Source organism: Komagataeibacter sp. FXV3 (assembly GCF_015155755.1).
Taxonomy (GTDB): Bacteria; Pseudomonadota; Alphaproteobacteria; order Acetobacterales; family Acetobacteraceae; genus Komagataeibacter.
Window position 1 is genome coordinate 11,937 of sequence record NZ_VWPI01000075.1, and the last position, 17,699, is coordinate 29,635.

Annotated in this window: 13 protein-coding genes; 7 read left to right on the forward strand and 6 right to left on the reverse strand. The window is 63.8% G+C overall.

What is annotated here, in order from left to right; genetic code table 11:
• Window positions 1-83: 83 nt before the first annotated feature.
• The 4 genes from F1542_RS07320 to F1542_RS07335 form a co-directional block, all read right to left on the reverse strand.
• Complete coding sequence (locus tag F1542_RS07320; RefSeq protein ID WP_193732462.1) at window positions 84-686, reverse strand: GNAT family N-acetyltransferase; 603 nt, start codon at window positions 684-686, stop codon at window positions 84-86.
• Entirely contained in the window at window positions 676-2,655 is a 1,980-nt protein-coding gene (gene rpoD, locus F1542_RS07325) for an RNA polymerase sigma factor RpoD (RefSeq protein ID WP_193732463.1), read from the reverse strand. Before rpoD ends, F1542_RS07320 begins: the two co-directional genes overlap by 11 nt.
• A gap of 218 nt (window positions 2,656-2,873) precedes the next feature.
• On the reverse strand, window positions 2,874-4,673 hold the full coding sequence (gene dnaG / locus F1542_RS07330) for a DNA primase (protein ID WP_193732464.1): 1,800 nt from the start codon (window positions 4,671-4,673) through the stop codon (window positions 2,874-2,876).
• Between the two features lie 20 nt (window positions 4,674-4,693).
• Window positions 4,694-5,152: a GatB/YqeY domain-containing protein gene (locus tag F1542_RS07335; protein WP_193732465.1), complete on the reverse strand. Its 459-nt coding sequence runs from the start codon at window positions 5,150-5,152 to the stop codon at window positions 4,694-4,696.
• A 153-nt stretch (window positions 5,153-5,305) separates the two neighbouring features.
• Here F1542_RS07335 and carA point away from each other — a divergent pair, with 153 nt between their 5' ends.
• The 4 genes from carA (at window position 5,306) to F1542_RS07355 (ending at window position 11,782) form a co-directional block, all read left to right on the forward strand.
• Window positions 5,306-6,703 carry a glutamine-hydrolyzing carbamoyl-phosphate synthase small subunit gene (gene carA / locus F1542_RS07340; protein ID WP_193732466.1) on the forward strand — a complete coding sequence of 466 codons (1,398 nt, stop codon included), beginning with the start codon at window positions 5,306-5,308 and terminating at the stop codon, window positions 6,701-6,703.
• Between the two features lie 10 nt (window positions 6,704-6,713).
• Window positions 6,714-9,968 carry a carbamoyl-phosphate synthase large subunit gene (carB, locus tag F1542_RS07345; RefSeq protein ID WP_193732467.1) on the forward strand — a complete coding sequence of 1,085 codons (3,255 nt, stop codon included), beginning with the start codon at window positions 6,714-6,716 and terminating at the stop codon, window positions 9,966-9,968.
• Between the two features lie 132 nt (window positions 9,969-10,100).
• Window positions 10,101-10,574: a transcription elongation factor GreA gene (gene greA / locus F1542_RS07350; RefSeq protein WP_019084525.1), complete on the forward strand. Its 474-nt coding sequence runs from the start codon at window positions 10,101-10,103 to the stop codon at window positions 10,572-10,574.
• An 11-nt stretch (window positions 10,575-10,585) separates the two neighbouring features.
• The gene (locus tag F1542_RS07355; protein ID WP_193732468.1) at window positions 10,586-11,782 is read left to right on the forward strand and encodes a threonine ammonia-lyase; all 1,197 of its coding nucleotides are present in this window, start codon (window positions 10,586-10,588) and stop codon (window positions 11,780-11,782) included.
• Window positions 11,783-11,939: 157 nt separating this feature from the next.
• Here the strand turns inward: F1542_RS07355 and upp are convergent, their stop codons facing one another.
• Window positions 11,940-12,599 (reverse strand): uracil phosphoribosyltransferase, encoded by a 660-nt coding sequence (gene upp / locus F1542_RS07360; protein WP_193732469.1) that lies wholly within the window; start codon window positions 12,597-12,599, stop codon window positions 11,940-11,942.
• A 23-nt stretch (window positions 12,600-12,622) separates the two neighbouring features.
• Entirely contained in the window at window positions 12,623-13,024 is a 402-nt protein-coding gene (gene msrB / locus F1542_RS07365) for a peptide-methionine (R)-S-oxide reductase MsrB (protein ID WP_193732470.1), read from the reverse strand.
• Window positions 13,025-13,114: 90 nt separating this feature from the next.
• Here msrB and gpmI point away from each other — a divergent pair, with 90 nt between their 5' ends.
• The 3 genes from gpmI to F1542_RS07380 form a co-directional block, all read left to right on the forward strand.
• Window positions 13,115-14,668, forward strand: a complete 1,554-nt coding sequence (gpmI, locus tag F1542_RS07370) for a 2,3-bisphosphoglycerate-independent phosphoglycerate mutase (RefSeq protein WP_193732471.1) — start codon at window positions 13,115-13,117, stop codon at window positions 14,666-14,668.
• Between the two features lie 38 nt (window positions 14,669-14,706).
• Complete coding sequence (locus F1542_RS07375) at window positions 14,707-16,020, forward strand: murein hydrolase activator EnvC (protein ID WP_193732472.1); 1,314 nt, start codon at window positions 14,707-14,709, stop codon at window positions 16,018-16,020.
• Window positions 16,021-16,168: 148 nt separating this feature from the next.
• Window positions 16,169-17,699 (forward strand): S41 family peptidase (locus tag F1542_RS07380; RefSeq protein WP_193732473.1); only part of this gene is annotated, 1,531 nt, incomplete at its 3' end.

Genomic DNA, 17,699 nt, shown 5'->3' on the forward strand with positions numbered 1-17,699 from the left:
TGACCTGGAGGGAGAGATGGTCACGTCATATTGTTATAACAAGGACCGGGTTCACGATTTCGTGCCCCGGTGCCGTCTTTCATTCAGTCCAGACGCAGGTGCTGCGGCACCTTCAGCCCCAGCGTGTCGGGAATGGTCCAGATTTCATGAATCGTCCGCACCTTGCGAAAACCGGCCCGCTGGTAATTGGGCAGCGCGCGCGGGTGGTCCGCAGAACAGGTATTGACCCGCAGCACCGCCGGATTCATCGCCCATGCCCGCGCCACCATCTGGTGCAGGAAGACCTGCCCGACCCCACGGCCGATCCATGCGGGCAACAGCCCGAAATAGGCGATATTGATATCGGGGGCATACCGGCTGTCGAGTTCACAGAACCCCGCAGGCACGTCCCCATCATACAGCACATGCACGCCAATGCCGGGACTGGACAGCAGGGCCGCAAGGTCACTGTCGGGCATGACGCGGCGCAGCCACCAGCAGTAATCAGCCCCCACGGCGTCATACAGGTCACGATACCACGCAACACCGGGGCGAAAGACCTGCCGGATACTGTAGCCATGTGGCAGGACAGGCGGAATGCCGGGGGGCGCACGATCCATGCATAGGAACGTCACGTCCACCCCGACCCGTGTTCCATCACCGCCCGGTTCATCACGGGCGGGCGGGCATGGAACCTCAGTTATCATCAAGGAAGGAACGCAGCTTACGGCTCCGGCTGGGATGCTTGAGCTTGCGCAGGGCCTTGGCCTCGATCTGGCGGATACGTTCACGCGTCACGTTGAACTGCTGGCCCACTTCTTCCAGCGTGTGATCGGTGTTCATGCCGATGCCAAAGCGCATGCGCAGCACACGTTCCTCACGCGGGGTGAGCGAGGACAGCACGCGCGTCGTTGCTTCACGCAGGTTGGTCTGGATCGCGGCATCCAGCGGGATGACGGCGGCCTTGTCCTCGATGAAATCGCCAAGATGGCTGTCCTCCTCGTCCCCGATCGGGGTTTCGAGCGAGATCGGCTCCTTGGCGATCTTGAGCACCTTGCGCACCTTCTCCAGCGGCATGCCCAGCTTTTCGGCCAGTTCCTCCGGCGCGGGTTCGCGCCCGATCTCATGCAGCATCTGGCGTGACGTGCGGACCAGCTTGTTGATCGTCTCGATCATGTGGACCGGGATACGGATGGTCCGCGCCTGATCGGCGATGGAACGCGTGATGGCCTGACGGATCCACCACGTGGCGTAGGTCGAGAACTTGTAGCCACGGCGGTATTCGAATTTGTCCACCGCCTTCATCAGGCCGATATTGCCTTCCTGGATCAGGTCAAGGAACTGCAGGCCACGATTGGTGTATTTCTTGGCAATCGAGATCACGAGACGCAGGTTCGCCTCGATCATTTCCTTCTTGGCGCGCGCCGAATCCCGTTCACCCCGCGACACGGTGGCGTAGACACGGCGGAATTCACCCACCGGCAGGCCGGTTTCCTGTGTCAGGTCAGCCACCTGGTTACGCAGGCGGATCACCGTCTCGCCATGCTTGGCAAGGAAGTTCTTCCACGACTTGGCCGGCAGGGTGGCGACCATGTCCATCCAGCCGGGATCGAGTTCGCGGCCACGATATTTCAGCAGGAAGTCATCACGCGACACGCGGGTGCTTTCCGCCAGTCGCAGCATGCGCCCCTCCAGCCCGTTCAGGCGCTGGAAGATTTCCTTCAGGTGTTCGACCAGCACCTCGATACGCGCATTGTGCAGGTGAACCTGCTGGACCTTGCCCACCAGTTCCATGCGCAGCTGTTCGTAACGGCTTTCCTCATCGGCGGAAATTTCCTGACCCGCCGTGAATTTTTCCAGCCGTTCGGCCTGCACCCTGTGCAGGGCGTCGTACAGCGCCTCGACTTCCTCGAACTGTTCAAGGATTTCGGGCTTCAGCTTTTCCTCAAGCGCGGACAGCGACAGGCCGGCCCCTTCGCCTTCACCCTCACCTTCGCCCTCGGTTTCCTCGGCTTCCTCGTTCTCGGTGCCTTCGTTTTCGCCAAAGGCTTCCTCGCCTTCCGCGGCCTCGACGGGATCATTGCCGCCAGACTGCATGGCCTCGAGGTCCACGATGTCACGCAGCAGCATTTCACCGGCCTTGAGCCGGTCATGCCACGAAATGATGGCGCGGAAGGTCAGCGGGCTTTCGCACAGACCGCCGATCATCTCGTCCCGGCCGGCCTCGATGCGCTTGGCGATCGCGATTTCGCCCTCACGCGACAGCAGTTCGACCGACCCCATTTCGCGCAGGTACATGCGCACCGGATCATCGGTGCGGCCCAGGCTTTCGGTATCGACGTTACCGGCGGCGGGTTCCTCGCTCTCGCTCTCTTCCTCAGCCGTGTCGTCGCTCTTGGTTTCAGCGGGGGCCGGGGTTTCGGTTTCGTCGTTGTCCTCGTTCTCGACAACCTGCATGCCCATTTCCGACAGGGCCGCCATCACGTCCTCGATCTGCTCGGAGGACATCTGGTCCTGCGGCAGGACGGCATTGAGTTCGTCGAAAGTGATGTAACCGCGTTCCTTGCCGCGGGCGATCAGTTTCTTGACGGCGCCGGACCGGGTGTCCAGCAGGGTCGTATCGTTATCCTGATCCCCCGAAGCCGTGTCCGTACCCGTGGCTGTCTTTGTCGCCATGCCCGATCAATCCCTACCCAGCAAATCCGTTTACGCAAGCGCGCACACCCTGCCCGCGCACAGTGGCCGTTCCCTTTTCCGTCCGCCGGTATGTAGCGGGACAGGATACGGCCAATCATACCGTTTTCATCTGCTTTTGTCTGGTGCAGGTGGTCGATAACATGGCCGAAGTCAAGGGTTGCTCCGGTTCATTTCATGCATTCGGTCAATTTTCCGCCTTATTCATCAAGGTCGGTACCGCCCCGGCGCAGGGTATCAAGCGCCAGCAGGCGGGTGCGCAGGCTGGCCCATGCGGCCTCATCCAGATCACCCGTGCACATCCGTTCGGTATCAGCGCGAATTTCGGCGGCAAAGCGTTCAACATTCAACAAAGCGTAAAAATGCCACCACTCGTGCCGCGGGTCGGTACCGAACAGATCGTCATCCCCATGCCCGCCCTTGCGCCGCCCGCGCACGGCCTGCACGCGCAGGCATACATCATCCAGCCCCGCGGTGGACAGGCAGGCCGCCAGTTCATCAGGGGGCGGCAGTTCGCCACGGACGTCATACAGGTCCAGCAGGTCCTCACGCAGGGCGGCAAGGTCGGCGGGCAGTTCAAGACGGCAGTAGGCGTCCTGCACTTCATCCAGCACGCCGGGCTGTTCCAGAATGATGGCGCTAAGGATGCACTGGCGCTGCAGGTCCGCATCCATGATGGCGACGGGGGATGTGGCGATTCCGGCCTTTTTCACGCTGCCGCGCGCACCGTTGCGGCGGAAGGTCTGGAAAAAACTGTCCAGCAGGGTGGAACGGTATTCGGATGCCAGCGCCTTGTCGGGAATCAGGCCCGCGACCTCCACCAGCCTGCGGCGCAGGGCTGCGCGCTGTTCCGGGCCGGGGTTGCGCACGCCCTCGCTCAGCAGGCCGAACAGCACGTCCCCCATCGGGCGCGCGCCCGTGACCAGGGCCGCCATGGCGGCGGGGCCGTCACGGCGCACCAGACTGTCGGGGTCGTCATTTTCCGGCAGGACGCAGAACCGCAGGCTACGGTCCACGTTCAGCAGCGGCAGCGCGGTTTCCGCCGCCTTCACCGCCGCACGCTGCCCCGCCGCATCGCCATCGAAACACAGCACCGGGGCCGGGGCGACCTGCCACAGCGCCTCAAGCTGTTCGGATGTCAGCGCCGTGCCCAGCGGGGCCACGGCGCCGCGAAAGCCCGCCTGGTGCAGGGCGATCACGTCCATGTAGCCTTCCACCACCAGCAGGTCGGCTTCCGGCCCCGTGCCCCGCACGGCTTCGCGCGCGCGATCAAGGCCGAACAGCACCCGACGCTTGGAAAAAATGGCGGTTTCCGGTCCGTTCAGGTATTTGGGCTGGCCATCGCCCAGTATGCGCCCGCCAAAGGACACCAGCCGCCCGCGCCGGTCACGGATGGGAAAGGTCACACGGTTGAAGAACAGTTCGCGCGATGGCGTGCCGTCCTCATCCGCACGCATGACACCCGCGTCGCGCAGCATGGCGGGGGTTATGTCCAGCGCTGCCATTTCGGTAACCAGCCCCCCACGCCCTTCCCCCGACCAGCCAAGGCCGAAGGCGGTTATGGTTTCATCCGTCAGGCCACGGCCCTGCAGGTAGGCCAGCCCTTCGCGTCCTTCCGGCTGGTACAGCCTGCGCTGCCATGATGCCTGCACCGCGTCGAGCACCTCACCCAGCGTGCGGGCACGTTCGGCCTGTTCGCGCTGGTTGCGGTCGGGCTTTGGCATTTCCATGCCGGCGGCGGTGGCCAGTTCCTCCACCGCTTCGGGGAAGGAACGGCCCTCGCTCTGCATCACGAAGGTGATGACATCGCCATGGGCCTGACAGCCAAAGCAGTGGTAATGGTCATCATACACATAGAACGATGGCGTCTTTTCCCCATGGAAGGGGCAGCATGCCTTCCAGTTCTTTCCCGAACGCACCAGCTTTGTCCGCCGCCCGATAATGGGGGCGATGGGCGTGCGGGCACGCAGTTCGTCAAGGAATGCGGGATCAAGCGCCATCGTATCGTGTGTCCCTGCCCTCAGGCGGCAAGGCGCGCGCGCACCACGGCGGAGGCGCGTGCGGGATCAAGGGCCGCGCCAAACTGCTGCTTCAGCGCCGCCATGACCTTGCCCATGTCCTTCATGGATGTGGCGTCGGTGCGTTCGATGGCCTCACGCACGGCGGCCTCGATGGTGGCGTCATCCAGATCGGGCGGCAGGTAGGCGCGGATGATCGCGATTTCGGCGTTTTCCTTTTCCGCCAGTTCGGGGCGGCCGCCCTTTTCATACATGGACGCTGATTCCGTGCGGGACTTGATCATGCCGCGCAGCATGGAAATCACGGCTTCGTCGCTCACCTGGTCCTCACCCTTGGCGCGACCGGCGATATCGACATCCTTCAGCTTTGCGGTGATCATGCGGATGGTGCCGACCTTTTCACTCTGGCCTGCCTTCATGGCTGCTTTCAGGTCATCCATGAAACGTGCGCGCAAGGACATGACTGTCAACTCCTCTGCCCGGCGGGCGGGGCGGGATGCCCCGTTCGTGCCGGGAATAATTTTCCCATCATCTCATTTCGCAGGTACGTGGGAATTTTCTTCCCAATTACCAGAGACGCTGTTAGGCAATACTCCCGGAAGGGACATCATCCAATGCCGATGACGATAGAAAGTATTATCGAACGCCTCGGCGGCGCCGAACAGGCCGCCCGCCTGACAGGTGTCAGCACCGAGGCCATTCGCAAATGGCGGCAGGCCCGCGCCATTCCGCCCAAGCACTGGACAACCGTGCTGCGGGCGACCGGCCTGTCACTGTCCGACCTGCAACCCGACACAGAATCCGACCGACCGGAGCCCATGATGAGCACGTCAAACCCGATCGCACCGGCCGACAGGCCCAAAGCCGCGACAGCCGCCCTGATCCTGGCGGATGGCACCGTTATGTGGGGCCGCGGATTCGGCGCGCACAGCACGGAGCGCGCACTGGGTGAAATCTGTTTTTCCACCGGCATGACCGGGTACCAGGAAACGCTGACCGACCCGTCCTTTGCCGGACAGATCATCACCTTCACCTTCCCCCATATCGGCAATACCGGCACCACGCCGGAGGATGATGAGGCAACCCGCATCCATGCCCGCGCGCTGGTGGTCAAGGAAGACCTGACGGCGCCGGCCAACTGGCGTTCGACCGAATCGCTGGACGCGTGGCTGAAGGCGCAGGGCATTCCGGGCATCTGCGGCATCGACACCCGCGCGATTACGCGCCGCATCCGCGAAGGCGGCCCGCAGACGGCCATCGTGGCCTATCCCGCCGATGGGAAATTCGACATCCCCGCCCTGCTGGCACAGGCGCGCGCATGGCCGGGGCTGGAGGGCATGGACCTTGCGGGCGAAGTGACCTGCGCCAAGGCCTATACATGGGCCGAAGGCGTGTGGCAGTGGCCGCATGGCACCGCCCCCCTGCCCGCGAAACGCCGCAAGGTGGTTGCGGTCGATTACGGGGCCAAGCGCAACATCCTGCGCTGCCTTGCCACGGCGGGCTGTGACGTAACCGTGGTGCCCGCGACCGCAACGGCGGAGGACATCCTCGCCCTCGATCCCGCTGGCGTGTTCCTGTCCAACGGGCCGGGCGACCCGGCGGCGACGGCAAAATATGCGGTCCCGGCCATCCGGGGCGTGCTGGAAGCAGGCAAGCCGGTGTTCGGCATCTGCCTTGGCCACCAGCTTCTGGCCCTGGCGCTGGGGGCCAAGACCTACAAGCTGGCACGCGGCCACCGTGGCGCCAACCAGCCGGTCAAGGACCTGGCGACAGGCAGGGTGGAAATCACCAGCCAGAACCACGGTTTCGCGGTGGATGACAAATCCCTGCCCAATGACGTGCGCGCCACCCATACCAGCCTGTTTGACGGATCGAACGAAGGCATTGCCACCAGCCGTTACCCGGCATTTTCGGTGCAGTACCACCCTGAAGCCAGCCCCGGCCCGTCCGACAGCCACTACCTGTTCCGCCGTTTTGTCGACCTGATCGACACCACAACCAAGACCGCGTGAAAGCCGACCCATGCCAAAACGGACAGACATCAGTTCCATCCTGATTATCGGCGCCGGCCCGATCGTTATCGGCCAGGCGTGCGAATTCGACTATTCCGGCGCGCAGGCCTGCAAGGCCCTGAAGGAAGAGGGCTACCGCGTCATTCTGGTCAATTCCAACCCCGCCACGATCATGACCGATCCGGGGCTGGCGGATGCGACCTATATCGAGCCGATCACCCCGGAATTCGTCGAACGCATCATCGAGCGTGAAAAGCCCGACGCCGTGCTGCCCACCATGGGTGGCCAGACCGCACTGAACACGGCGATGGCGCTGGACAAGTCGGGCTTCCTGAAAAAGCACAATGTCGAACTGATCGGTGCCAATGCCGAAGTGATCGACCGTGCCGAGGACCGGCAGAAATTCCGCGAGGCGATGGACGAGATCGGGATCGAAAGCCCGCGCAGCCTGATCGCCCATACGCTGGAGGAAGCGCGCAGCGCGCTGGCCACCGTCGGGCTGCCCGCGGTTATCCGCCCGTCCTTCACCATGGGCGGTTCGGGCGGCGGCATTGCCTACAACAAGGAGGAGTTCGACCGCATCGTCTCCTCCGGGCTTGATGCCTCCCCCACCACGGAAGTCCTGATCGAGGAATCCGTGCTGGGCTGGAAGGAGTATGAGATGGAGGTCGTGCGCGACACGGCCGACAACTGCATCATCATCTGCTCCATCGAAAACATCGACCCGATGGGCGTGCATACCGGCGATTCCATTACCGTCGCCCCCGCGCTTACGCTGACCGACAAGGAATACCAGCGCCTGCGTGACATGTCGCTGGCCTGCCTGCGCAAGATTGGCGTGGAAACCGGCGGGTCAAACGTGCAGTTCGGCATCAACCCCGTTGATGGCCGCGTGGTGGTGATCGAGATGAACCCGCGCGTGTCGCGCTCCTCGGCACTGGCATCGAAGGCGACGGGCTTCCCGATCGCCAAGGTCGCGGCCAAGCTTGCGGTCGGCTATACGCTGGATGAACTGACCAACGACATCACCGGCAGCACGCCGGCGTCGTTCGAGCCGACGATTGACTACGTCGTGGTCAAGATCCCGCGCTTTACGTTCGAGAAGTTCCCCGGCACGCCTGCCCTGCTGTCCACCAGCATGAAATCGGTTGGGGAGGCGATGGCCATTGGCCGCTCCTTCCCCGAAGCACTGCAGAAGGGCCTGCGTTCGATGGAAATCGGGCTGGCTGGCCTTGATCCGGTGGAAGCACCGGGGGATGGCGGCACCGATGCCTTCCGCGCCGCCCTGTCGCAGCCGCGCCCCGAGCGTATCCTGATGGCGGCACAGGCCCTGCGCGCGGGGCTGAGTGTCGAGGACATCCACGATGCCTGCCGGTTCGAACCGTGGTTCCTGCGCGAACTGGCCAAGATTGTAGCAGCCGAACACGTGGTGGTGCGTGACGGCCTGCCGGAAGATGCGGACAGCCTGCGCACGCTGAAGGCCATGGGCTTTTCCGACATCCAGCTGGCCCGCCTGTCTGGCACCAATGCGGATGAAATCGCGAAGCTGCGCGAAAGCCGGGGCGTGCTGCCGGTCTACAAGCGTATCGATACCTGTGCCGGTGAGTTCGCGTCCCCCACGCCGTATATGTATTCGTCCTATGAAGGTGGGTACGGGGTGCCGGAATGCGAAAGCAGGCCGACTGACCGCAGGAAGATCGTCATTCTTGGCGGTGGGCCGAACCGGATTGGTCAGGGGATCGAGTTCGACTACTGCTGCGTCCATGCCGCCTATGCCCTGCGTGAGGCCGGGTTCGAGACGATCATGGTCAACTGCAACCCCGAAACCGTTTCCACCGACTACGACACGTCCGACCGCCTGTATTTCGAGCCGCTGACGGCGGAAGACGTGATTGCCCTGATCCGGCGCGAACAGGAAAACGGCACGGTTCTGGGCTGTATTGTCCAGTATGGCGGCCAGACGCCGCTGAAGCTGTCGCACGCGCTGGAAGCTGCCGGCATTCCCCTGCTGGGCACGCCGGCCGATGCGATCGACCGGGCCGAGGATCGTGAACGCTTCCAGGCCATGCTGCACAGGCTGGGACTGCGCCAGCCCGCCAACGGCATCGCCCGCAGCCCGGCAGAAGCCGAGGCGGTGGCCGAGAAGATCGGCTACCCCGTGGTGGTCCGCCCGTCCTATGTGCTGGGTGGGCGCGCGATGGAAATCGTGCATGACCGCGCCAGCCTGCAGCGTTACATGCGCGTGGCGCTACAGCTTGCAGGGGCGGAAGTGGCCAACGGCCCCGTGCTGATCGATCATTACCTGAACGATGCGATCGAGGCGGATGTGGACTGCATCGCCGATGGCAACGAGGTATATGTCGCCGGTGTCATGGAGCACATCGAGGAAGCGGGCATCCATTCCGGGGACAGCGCGTGTTCGCTGCCACCCTATACCCTGTCGCCCGCCATCGTGACCGAACTGAAAAGCCAGACGGAAGCCATGGCCCGCGAACTGGGCATTGTCGGCCTGATGAACGTTCAGTACGCGATCAAGGGGCAGGAAATCTTCGTGCTGGAGGTCAACCCGCGTGCCTCGCGCACCGTGCCGTTCGTGGCCAAGGCCACGGGTGTCCCGGTCGCCAAGATCGGCGCGCGCGTCATGGCCGGTGCGAAGCTGGGTGAATTCCGCCTTGATGACCGCGCCGTCGCCCCGCATGTGGCGGTGAAGGAAGCGGTCTTCCCCTTCAACCGCTTCCCCGACGTGGACACGATCCTTGGCCCTGAAATGCGCTCCACGGGTGAAGTGATGGGCCTCGATGCCTCATTCGAACGCGCATTCGCCAAGTCACAGCTTGCCGCTGGCGTGAAGCTGCCCCTGTCGGGGGCCGTGTTCCTGTCGGTACGCGACAGTGACAAGCCTGCGGTGAAATCCATTGGCCGCCTGCTGTCGGACATGGGCTTCCGTATCGTTGCCACGCGCGGCACGGCCAAATGCCTGCGTGAGGCGGGCGTAAGCGTGGACGTGGTCAACAAGGTGCTGGAAGGCCGGCCGAACTGTGTTGACGCCATCCGCTCGGGCGATGTCCAGATGGTCATCAACACCGCACAGGGCGCGCAGGCCGTCAGCGACAGTTTCGACATCCGCCGTTCGGCGCTGACGCATGGCATTCCCCACTACACCACCATCGCGGGCGCACGCGCCGCAACGCATGCCATTTCGGCCATGCGCGAGGGGGTTCTTGAAGTCGCGCCCCTTCAATCCTATTTTAAGGGATCATTCTGAGCGTATCGTATCAAAACGGGTGGCCTGCCGGTCCGAAAACCGGCGGCCACCCGCGTTGCATTGACGCGATAGGCCCGGACACGGCAACCAACAGTCAGTTGTGGAAACTGACCTTCACCTCGGGGACAAACCTTGCAGAAATTTCCGATGACAGGCCCCGGCCTGGAACGGCTTGAAGACGAACTGCGCAAGCTCAAGAGTGAAGAACGCCCCGCGATCATTCGTGCGATCGCCGAAGCGCGGAGCCATGGCGATCTTTCGGAAAACGCGGAATACCACGCGGCCCGCGAACGCCAGTCCTTTACCGAAGGCCGTATTCAGGAACTGGAGGAAATCGTCTCCTCCGCCGAAGTCATCGACCCTGCTTCCCTGTCGGGCGACCAGGTGAAGTTCGGCGCGCGCGTCAAGCTGGTGGATGAGGAAACCGACAAGGAAGCCACCTACCAGATCGTTGGCGTGTACGAAGCCGACATCAAGCAGGGGCTTCTGTCCATTTCCTCGCCGCTTGCCAAATCCCTGATCGGCAAGAGCATTGGTGACAGCGTATCCGTGCCCGCCCCCGGCGGTGACCGGACGTATGAAATCCTGGAAGTCACCTACGGCTAGGCGCACCCACCGTGATCACGCTTGAAGACATCACCGCCGCCGCACAGCGGATAAAGGGGCGCGTGCTGCACACGCCCACCATACCCTGCCAGACACTGTCGCGCGCGACCGGCGCGGATATCGTGCTCAAGCTCGATAACCTGCAGGCCGTGGGTTCATTCAAGGAACGCGGGGCGGCCAACAAGCTGGCCCTGCTGACCCCGCGTGAACGCGAACGCGGCGTCATTACCGTCTCGGCCGGCAACCATGCGCAGGGCGTTGCCCGCCATGCCTCCCTGCTGGGTATCGACGCGGTCATTGTCATGCCGCGCTTCACCCCCGCCGCCAAGGTCACGCGCACCGCCGCGTGGGGGGCGACCGTGGTGCTGGAGGGCGACAACTTCGCCGAGGCCACCGCGCACGCCAACATGCTGTGCCAGCGCGAGGGCCGGGTATTCGTCCACCCCTATGACGATCCCGAAGTCATGGCGGGACAGGGTACCTTCGCCCTTGAACTGTTCGAGGACGCGGGGCCGCTGGATACATTCGTCTGCCCCATCGGCGGTGGCGGCCTGCTGTCGGGCTGCGCGGTTGCGGGGCAGGCGCTGCAGCCGGATATGGATATCATTGGCGTGCAGGTGGAAAATTTCTCCTCCCTCGCCGGTTTCCCCGGTGATGAGGTGCTGCCACCGGGTGGCCCCACCATTGCCGAGGGCATCGCGGTGCTGCAGATCGGCCGCCAGCCACTGGAAGTGATCCGTGAACTGGTATCGCGCGTTCTGGTCGTGCCCGAAAGCGCGATCGAAACCGCGATCACCATGCTGGCGGAAGGGGCCAAGCAGGTCAGCGAGGGTGCGGGGGCAACTGCCCTTGCCGCCGTGCTGACCTATCCCGAACTGTTCCGGGGCAAGCGGGTTGCGCTGCCGGTGACCGGCGGCAATATCGACAGCCGCATCCTGGCCAACACGCTGCTGCGTTCGTTGCTGCGTGACGGGCGGCTTCTGTGCCTGAAAATGGAAATACCCGACCGCCCCGGCGTTCTGGCCGACATTTCACGCAAGATCAGTGATGAAGGCGGCAATATCATCGAGGTCTCTCACCAGCGCCTGTTCACCACGCCCAGCGTACAGGCTGCCGAGCTGGAGGTCATGGTCGAAGCCCGCGATCCCGACCATGCCCGCGCGCTGGAGGCGGAGCTGGCCAAGACCTATATCGTGCGCCGCGCCTGAACCCTTGCCGTAACACGACATAAAAAACCTGCGGAGGAATACGCCCCGCAGGTTTTTTTGAATTTGACAAACAATAAAAGTTTTCCGGGTGCTGCCTTTTTTCAAGAAGGCAGCGTTCTTCGAAGCTTTTGGAAAAAAGCTTCACCAAAAACTTTTCTTATTTGGTACCGAACAGACGGTCGCCCGCATCCCCAAGGCCGGGACGGATATAGCCATGTTCGTCCAGCCCCCGGTCAATGGCGCAGGTGACGATGCGTACATCCGGATGCGCCCTGCGCAGGCAGGCGATCCCTTCGGGGGATGCCAGCAGGCAGACAAAGACCATGCGTCCGCACCCCGCCTGCTTCAGTCGGTCAATGGCGGCCACCGCGCTGTGCCCCGTCGCCAGCATGGGATCGACGACCAGGCAGATGCGGTTACCGACATCATCGGGCAGCTTCAGGTAGTATTCGACCGGTTCCAGCGTTTCGGGATCACGGTACAGCCCGACATGACCAACCCGCGCCGAGGGCACGAGGTCCAGCAACCCGTCCAGAATCCCGTTCCCCGCCCGCAGGATGGAAATCAGGCACAGCTTCTTGCCCGCCAGCCGCCATGCCTGCATGCGTTCCATGGGGGTGTCGATTTCCACCGGTTCCAGCGGCAGCTCCCGCATGGCTTCATAACCGATCAACAGGCTGAGTTCACGCGCGAGGCGGCGGAACTCGCCCGTTGACGTATGGCGTTCACGCATGAGTGTCAGCTTGTGCTGCACCAGCGGGTGGCTGACGACAACAACACCTTCATCATGCGTGGCGGCAGGCTGGGTCATATCCATTCCTTCAATCGGGTTCGTGCTGATCAGGTAGCGCCATCACGCGGGACGAAAGTCAATGCCAGTCCATTCATGCAGTAGCGCAGGCCGGTCGGCGGTGGCCCATCAGGAAAGACATGGCCCAGATGCCCATTGCAATGGGCACAGTGCACTTCCGTGCGGGTCATGCCATGGCTGGTGTCGGTCGTGGTGCCGACAGCCCCTGGAATCGCATCGAAAAATGACGGCCACCCGCTGCCGCTTTCATATTTCGTGCCGGAGCGGAACAGCGGCGTCCCGCAGCCCGCGCAACGATATTCCCCGGCACGCTTTTCATTGTTCAGCGGGCTGGAACCGGGGCGTTCGGTCCCGTGTTCGCGCAGGATGCGCAACTGTTCGGGGGTCAGGCAGCCACACTGTGCCCCACTGGTTCTGGCGGTATCGGTCATGACGATTTCCTTCCTCCTGCACACGGGCATTTCACGCCCGCTTCTTTTAGGGCATCATGCCACCCAAAATAAAACAGGGAGACAATACCCATGAACGACCAGGCTCACGTAAACAAGGCACCCCGTCCCGTCATGCTGGCCATCCTTGATGGCTTTGGCTGGCGCGAGGACCCGGCGGACAACGCCGTGCGGTCCGCCCGCACCCCGGCATTTGACCGGCTGTGGCAGGCGGGACCGCATGCCTTCCTCAAGACGTGTGGGGAGGATGTGGGCCTGCCGCAAGGGCAGATGGGCAATTCGGAGGTCGGTCACCTGAATATCGGCGCAGGCCGGGTGGTGATGCAGGAACTGCCGCGTATTTCCACCGGACTGTCCGACGGGTCGGTGGCGCGCAGCGCGGTCATGCGCGATTTCATTGCCGCGCTGAAAAAAAGCGGCGGCACCTGCCACCTCATGGGCCTTGTCTCCCCCGGTGGCGTCCATGCCCATCAGGACCATGCCGTGGCCCTTGCGCGGATCGTGCGTGACGCAGGCGTGCCCGTGACCGTCCATATCTTTACCGACGGGCGTGACACCGCGCCGCAGTCCGGCCATGGCTATGTCAGCCAGATGCTGTCCACGCTGCCCGATGGCGTGCGGATCGGCACCGTGTCGGGGCGTTATTACGCCATGGACCGCGACCGGCGCTGGGACCGGGTGGAAAAGGCCTATAACGCCATTGTCGCAGGCGATGGCCCCCACGCGGGCGACACGCTGGAGGTACTGGACCGCGCGTATGAAGCGAGCACCACGGATGAATTCGTCCCCCCCACCGTGATCGGGGAATATGGCGGCATGCGTGATGGTGACGGCGTGCTGAGCTTCAATTTCCGCGCCGACCGCATCCGCCAGTTGCTCGATGCGCTGCTGGAGCCGAATTTTGATGGCTTCAAACGTGCAAGGCTGGTCAACCTTGCCGCCGTGACCGGCATGACCCGCTACAGCGACCGGCTGGCGGAACTGATTACCGTGCTGTTCCCGCCGCAGGAACTGCATGACCTGCTGGGTGACGTGGTATCAGCGGCGGGTCTGAAGCAGGTCCGCATGGCCGAAACCGAAAAATATCCCCACGTCACCTATTTCCTCAATGGCGGGCGCGAAGGCGAACTGCCGGGCGAGGACCGGGTCATGGTGCCCTCGCCCAAGGTCGCGACCTATGACCTGCAGCCCGAAATGTCAGCCCCGGAACTGACGGACCGCGCGGTGGAAGCCATCAACAGCGGCAAATATGACCTGATCGTGCTGAACTTCGCCAATGCCGACATGGTGGGCCATACCGGTGTGCTATCGGCCGCGATCAGGGCGGTCGAGGCCGTGGATCAGGGGCTGGGCCGCATTGCGGATGCGATCCACCATGCCGGTGGCGCGCTACTGGTCACGGCTGACCATGGCAATGCCGAAACCATGTTCGACCCCGAAACCAATGGCCCGCACACGGCCCATACGCTCAATGTCGTGCCGGTCGTGCTGACGGGGGTGAAGGAGGCGAAACTGCATGACGGGCGTCTGGCCGACCTTGCGCCCACGCTGCTGCAGCTTATGGGCCTGCCGCAGCCCGCGGCCATGACCGGCCATTCCCTGCTAGATGGGGCAACGCCATCCTGACACCCGGCCTGACCCTGACTGCCCGCTGGCGTGGCTGCATGGCCAGCGGAATCGTCCTTGCCTTCTGCATGGCGGTGCCGGCATGGGGGGCGCCTGTCGCCCACCATGCCGCAACCGGGACCAGTACCCATAACGCCACCCATGCGTCCACCGCGCGCGAACAGCGCATCCGCCAGCAGCTTGAAGCCGCACGCAGCGCGCGTGAAAACCTCCTCGCGCGCCAGCAGCAGCAGGCGCATGACCTGGAAGAACGCCGCAAGGTGGAACTCGAAGCGCGCGAACAGGCCCGCCAGGACGCGCAGAAGGCCGCCAGCCTGTCCGCCGCCACGGTCGATGCCACGGCCCGCCTGCAGCATACCGAACAGCTGGCCGCCGATCTGGACAGCCGCATTACCGGCCTGCACACCGAACAGGCCGCCCTGCGCCAGCAGCTTGCGCGCGAGGTCGCGCGCCTGTCCCCGCTTCTGCCGCTGGCCGAACGCCTGTCGCTTTACCCGGCGGATACGCTTCTGGCCGTGCCCCTTCCGGCCGACCGCGCGGTCACCGGCCTGCTGGTGGTGCATGGCATGATGGGCGATATCGCCAACCAGACCCGCGCCATTCATGACCGCCGTACCCGTCTGGCCCAGCTAGATGGTGAACTGGCCCAGCAGCAGCAGCAGATGCGACAGGTGGTCAGTGAACGTGAAAGCCAGCGCGATACGGTCAATCGCGCCGCCCACGCCGCGCTGGAGGCGCAGCAGCGGTCCAACGCCGCCGCCGCCAGTGCCACGCAGGCGGTAGAAGAGGCCGCCCGCCGCGCATCCAGCGTGCAGGACGCCATCGCCCGGATCGAGGCGACGGAAGAACAGGCGGAAAAAAATCTGGAAGAAGCCGCCCGCGCCGCCGAACGCGCCCACAACATGCAGGCCGCCGCCGCCGCCCGCAGGCAGGCGCATGAAATGGCCACCGGTGCGGGCCCCGGCATTACCCCCGCCACCAGCGCCAGCGCGGGCGCGCCGGTGGCGGGCACGGTGCTGACCGCATGGGGCCACCCGACCGAAAGCGGCCCGGCCACGGGCATTACCTATGCCCCGCCGTCACGCGCGACCGTGCGCGCGCCCTGCACGGGACGTATTGATTTCGCGGGCACGTTCCGCACCTATGGGCAGATGATGATTGTTGATTGCGGCAAGCATTACCGTTTCGTGCTGGCGGGGCTGGGTGAAATCGCGGTGGCGGCAGGCCAGCAGGTCAGCCATGGCGCTGCAGTCGGACAGATGCCACAATGGAATGGCGGCGGCAGCAGGCCCACGCTGTTCGTGCAGTTGCGCCACGGGGGTGGCACCGTCAATCCGGCCCCCTATCTGTGATATGGGCACGAGACGGTTTTATCCGCATGCAGGTTCGGTATATGCTGCGCCCCCGTGACGGATGGGCAAGACCACGTTACAACGCAACGCGAAGAGTACATGCAGGCCAGCCAGATCATGATGGCAGGCATCCAGGAGACAACGACGCATGAAGTTCCGTAATGGCTTGCTGATCGGTTGCGCCTTTCTTGCAGGGATCGCGGCAGCCCCGCAGGTTGCACATTATACAGTCGGCCGGTGGGGCGATATCGCCCCCATGGCCCATGCTGCGGACACTGTCTCCAAGGATGACAATTCCCCACACGAGATCGAACAGCTTATGTTCCTGTTCGGTTACGTGCTGGAAAAGGTGAAGGCCAATTATGTCGAGCCCGTCTCGACACGTGACCTGATCACCAATTCGCTCAACGGCATGCTCAGCGGTCTTGACCCGCACAGTTCCTACATGACGGAAAAGCAGTTCTCCGACCTGCAGGTGCAGACCAAGGGATCATTTGGCGGCCTGGGGCTGGAAGTACAGGGTGAGGACGGGCATGTGCGCGTCGTCTCCCCCATTGACGACACGCCTGCCGCCCGCGCGGGCATCAAGCCCGGTGACTTCATTGTCGCGATCGATGGCAAGAACATTGACGGGCAGCCGCTGGATCAGGTCGTGACCCAGATGCGCGGCAAGCCCGATACCCGCATCACGCTGACGCTGATCCGGGAAAAGGCGCCCAAGCCCATCATTGTCACCCTGACCCGCGCCATCATCCCGCTGCAGGTCATCAAGTCCGCGCTGTATGACAATATCGGCTACATCCGAATCGCGCAGTTCAATGAAGAAACGCAGTCCGGCCTGCTGGCCGCCTACAAAAAGCTGCAGGCCCAGACCCATAACAAGATGGCGGGGCTGGTCATTGACCTGCGTTCCGATCCGGGCGGATTGCTGACACAGGCGATTGACGTGGGATCCGACTTCATCCGCAGTGGTGAAATCGTCTCCACCCGCGCCCGCCACCCGCAGGACAGCCAGCGCTGGGACGCGCACAATACCGACATTACAGGCGGCCTGCCGATTGTCGTGCTGATCAATGGCGGTTCGGCCTCGGCCAGTGAAATCGTGGCCGGCGCGCTGCAGGACCACCAGCGCGCCGTGCTGCTGGGTGAAAAGACATTCGGCAAGGGATCGGTGCAGACCATCCTGCCCATCCCGGGCGAAGGCGCGATCCGCCTGACCACGGCGCGGTACTACACGCCGTCGGGCCGTTCCATCCAGGGGCTGGGCATCGTGCCCGACATCCCCGTGCGTGAAGCCCATGATGATGCGGGCTACAGCATCCACGAAGCGGATCTGGCGCATATCATCAAGAACCGGGGCGGCAATACCGCGCAGCCACCGTCGCGCACCGACCTGCCCGCAATCGCCAAGTCCATCCCCGCCCAGCCGCCCGCGAACTGGCCCACATTCGACCCGACCAAGCCCACGACCGACTTCCAGCTACAGGAAGGGCTGAGGGTCGTCCGTTCCATGGCGGGACTGCCGGTTGCGGCTGAACCACCGATCCATGATGACAGGGCGAAGGCCACTCCGGTGCCGTCCGCCTCTGTCCCGCCCAAGGCTGCGGCCCCTGCCGCACCGACAGGCACACCCGCGACGCCGGCCACGCCCGCCACCCCATCCGCCCCGGCGGAAAAGG

What these genes read in the sequence shown, in the direction of transcription:
- carA (WP_193732466.1), top strand. Translation starts at nt 5,306, where the DNA reads ATGCCGATGACGATAGAAAGTATTATCGAACGCCTCGGCGGCGCCGAA.
- rpoD (WP_193732463.1), bottom strand. Translation starts at nt 2,655, where the DNA reads ATGGCGACAAAGACAGCCACGGGTACGGACACGGCTTCGGGGGATCAG.
- dnaG (WP_193732464.1), bottom strand. Translation starts at nt 4,673, where the DNA reads ATGGCGCTTGATCCCGCATTCCTTGACGAACTGCGTGCCCGCACGCCC.
- carB (WP_193732467.1), top strand. Translation starts at nt 6,714, where the DNA reads ATGCCAAAACGGACAGACATCAGTTCCATCCTGATTATCGGCGCCGGC.
- F1542_RS07320 (WP_193732462.1), bottom strand. Translation starts at nt 686, where the DNA reads ATGATAACTGAGGTTCCATGCCCGCCCGCCCGTGATGAACCGGGCGGT.
- gpmI (WP_193732471.1), top strand. Translation starts at nt 13,115, where the DNA reads ATGAACGACCAGGCTCACGTAAACAAGGCACCCCGTCCCGTCATGCTG.
- upp (WP_193732469.1), bottom strand. Translation starts at nt 12,599, where the DNA reads ATGGATATGACCCAGCCTGCCGCCACGCATGATGAAGGTGTTGTTGTC.
- F1542_RS07335 (WP_193732465.1), bottom strand. Translation starts at nt 5,152, where the DNA reads ATGTCCTTGCGCGCACGTTTCATGGATGACCTGAAAGCAGCCATGAAG.
- F1542_RS07375 (WP_193732472.1), top strand. Translation starts at nt 14,707, where the DNA reads ATGGCCAGCGGAATCGTCCTTGCCTTCTGCATGGCGGTGCCGGCATGG.
- msrB (WP_193732470.1), bottom strand. Translation starts at nt 13,024, where the DNA reads ATGACCGATACCGCCAGAACCAGTGGGGCACAGTGTGGCTGCCTGACC.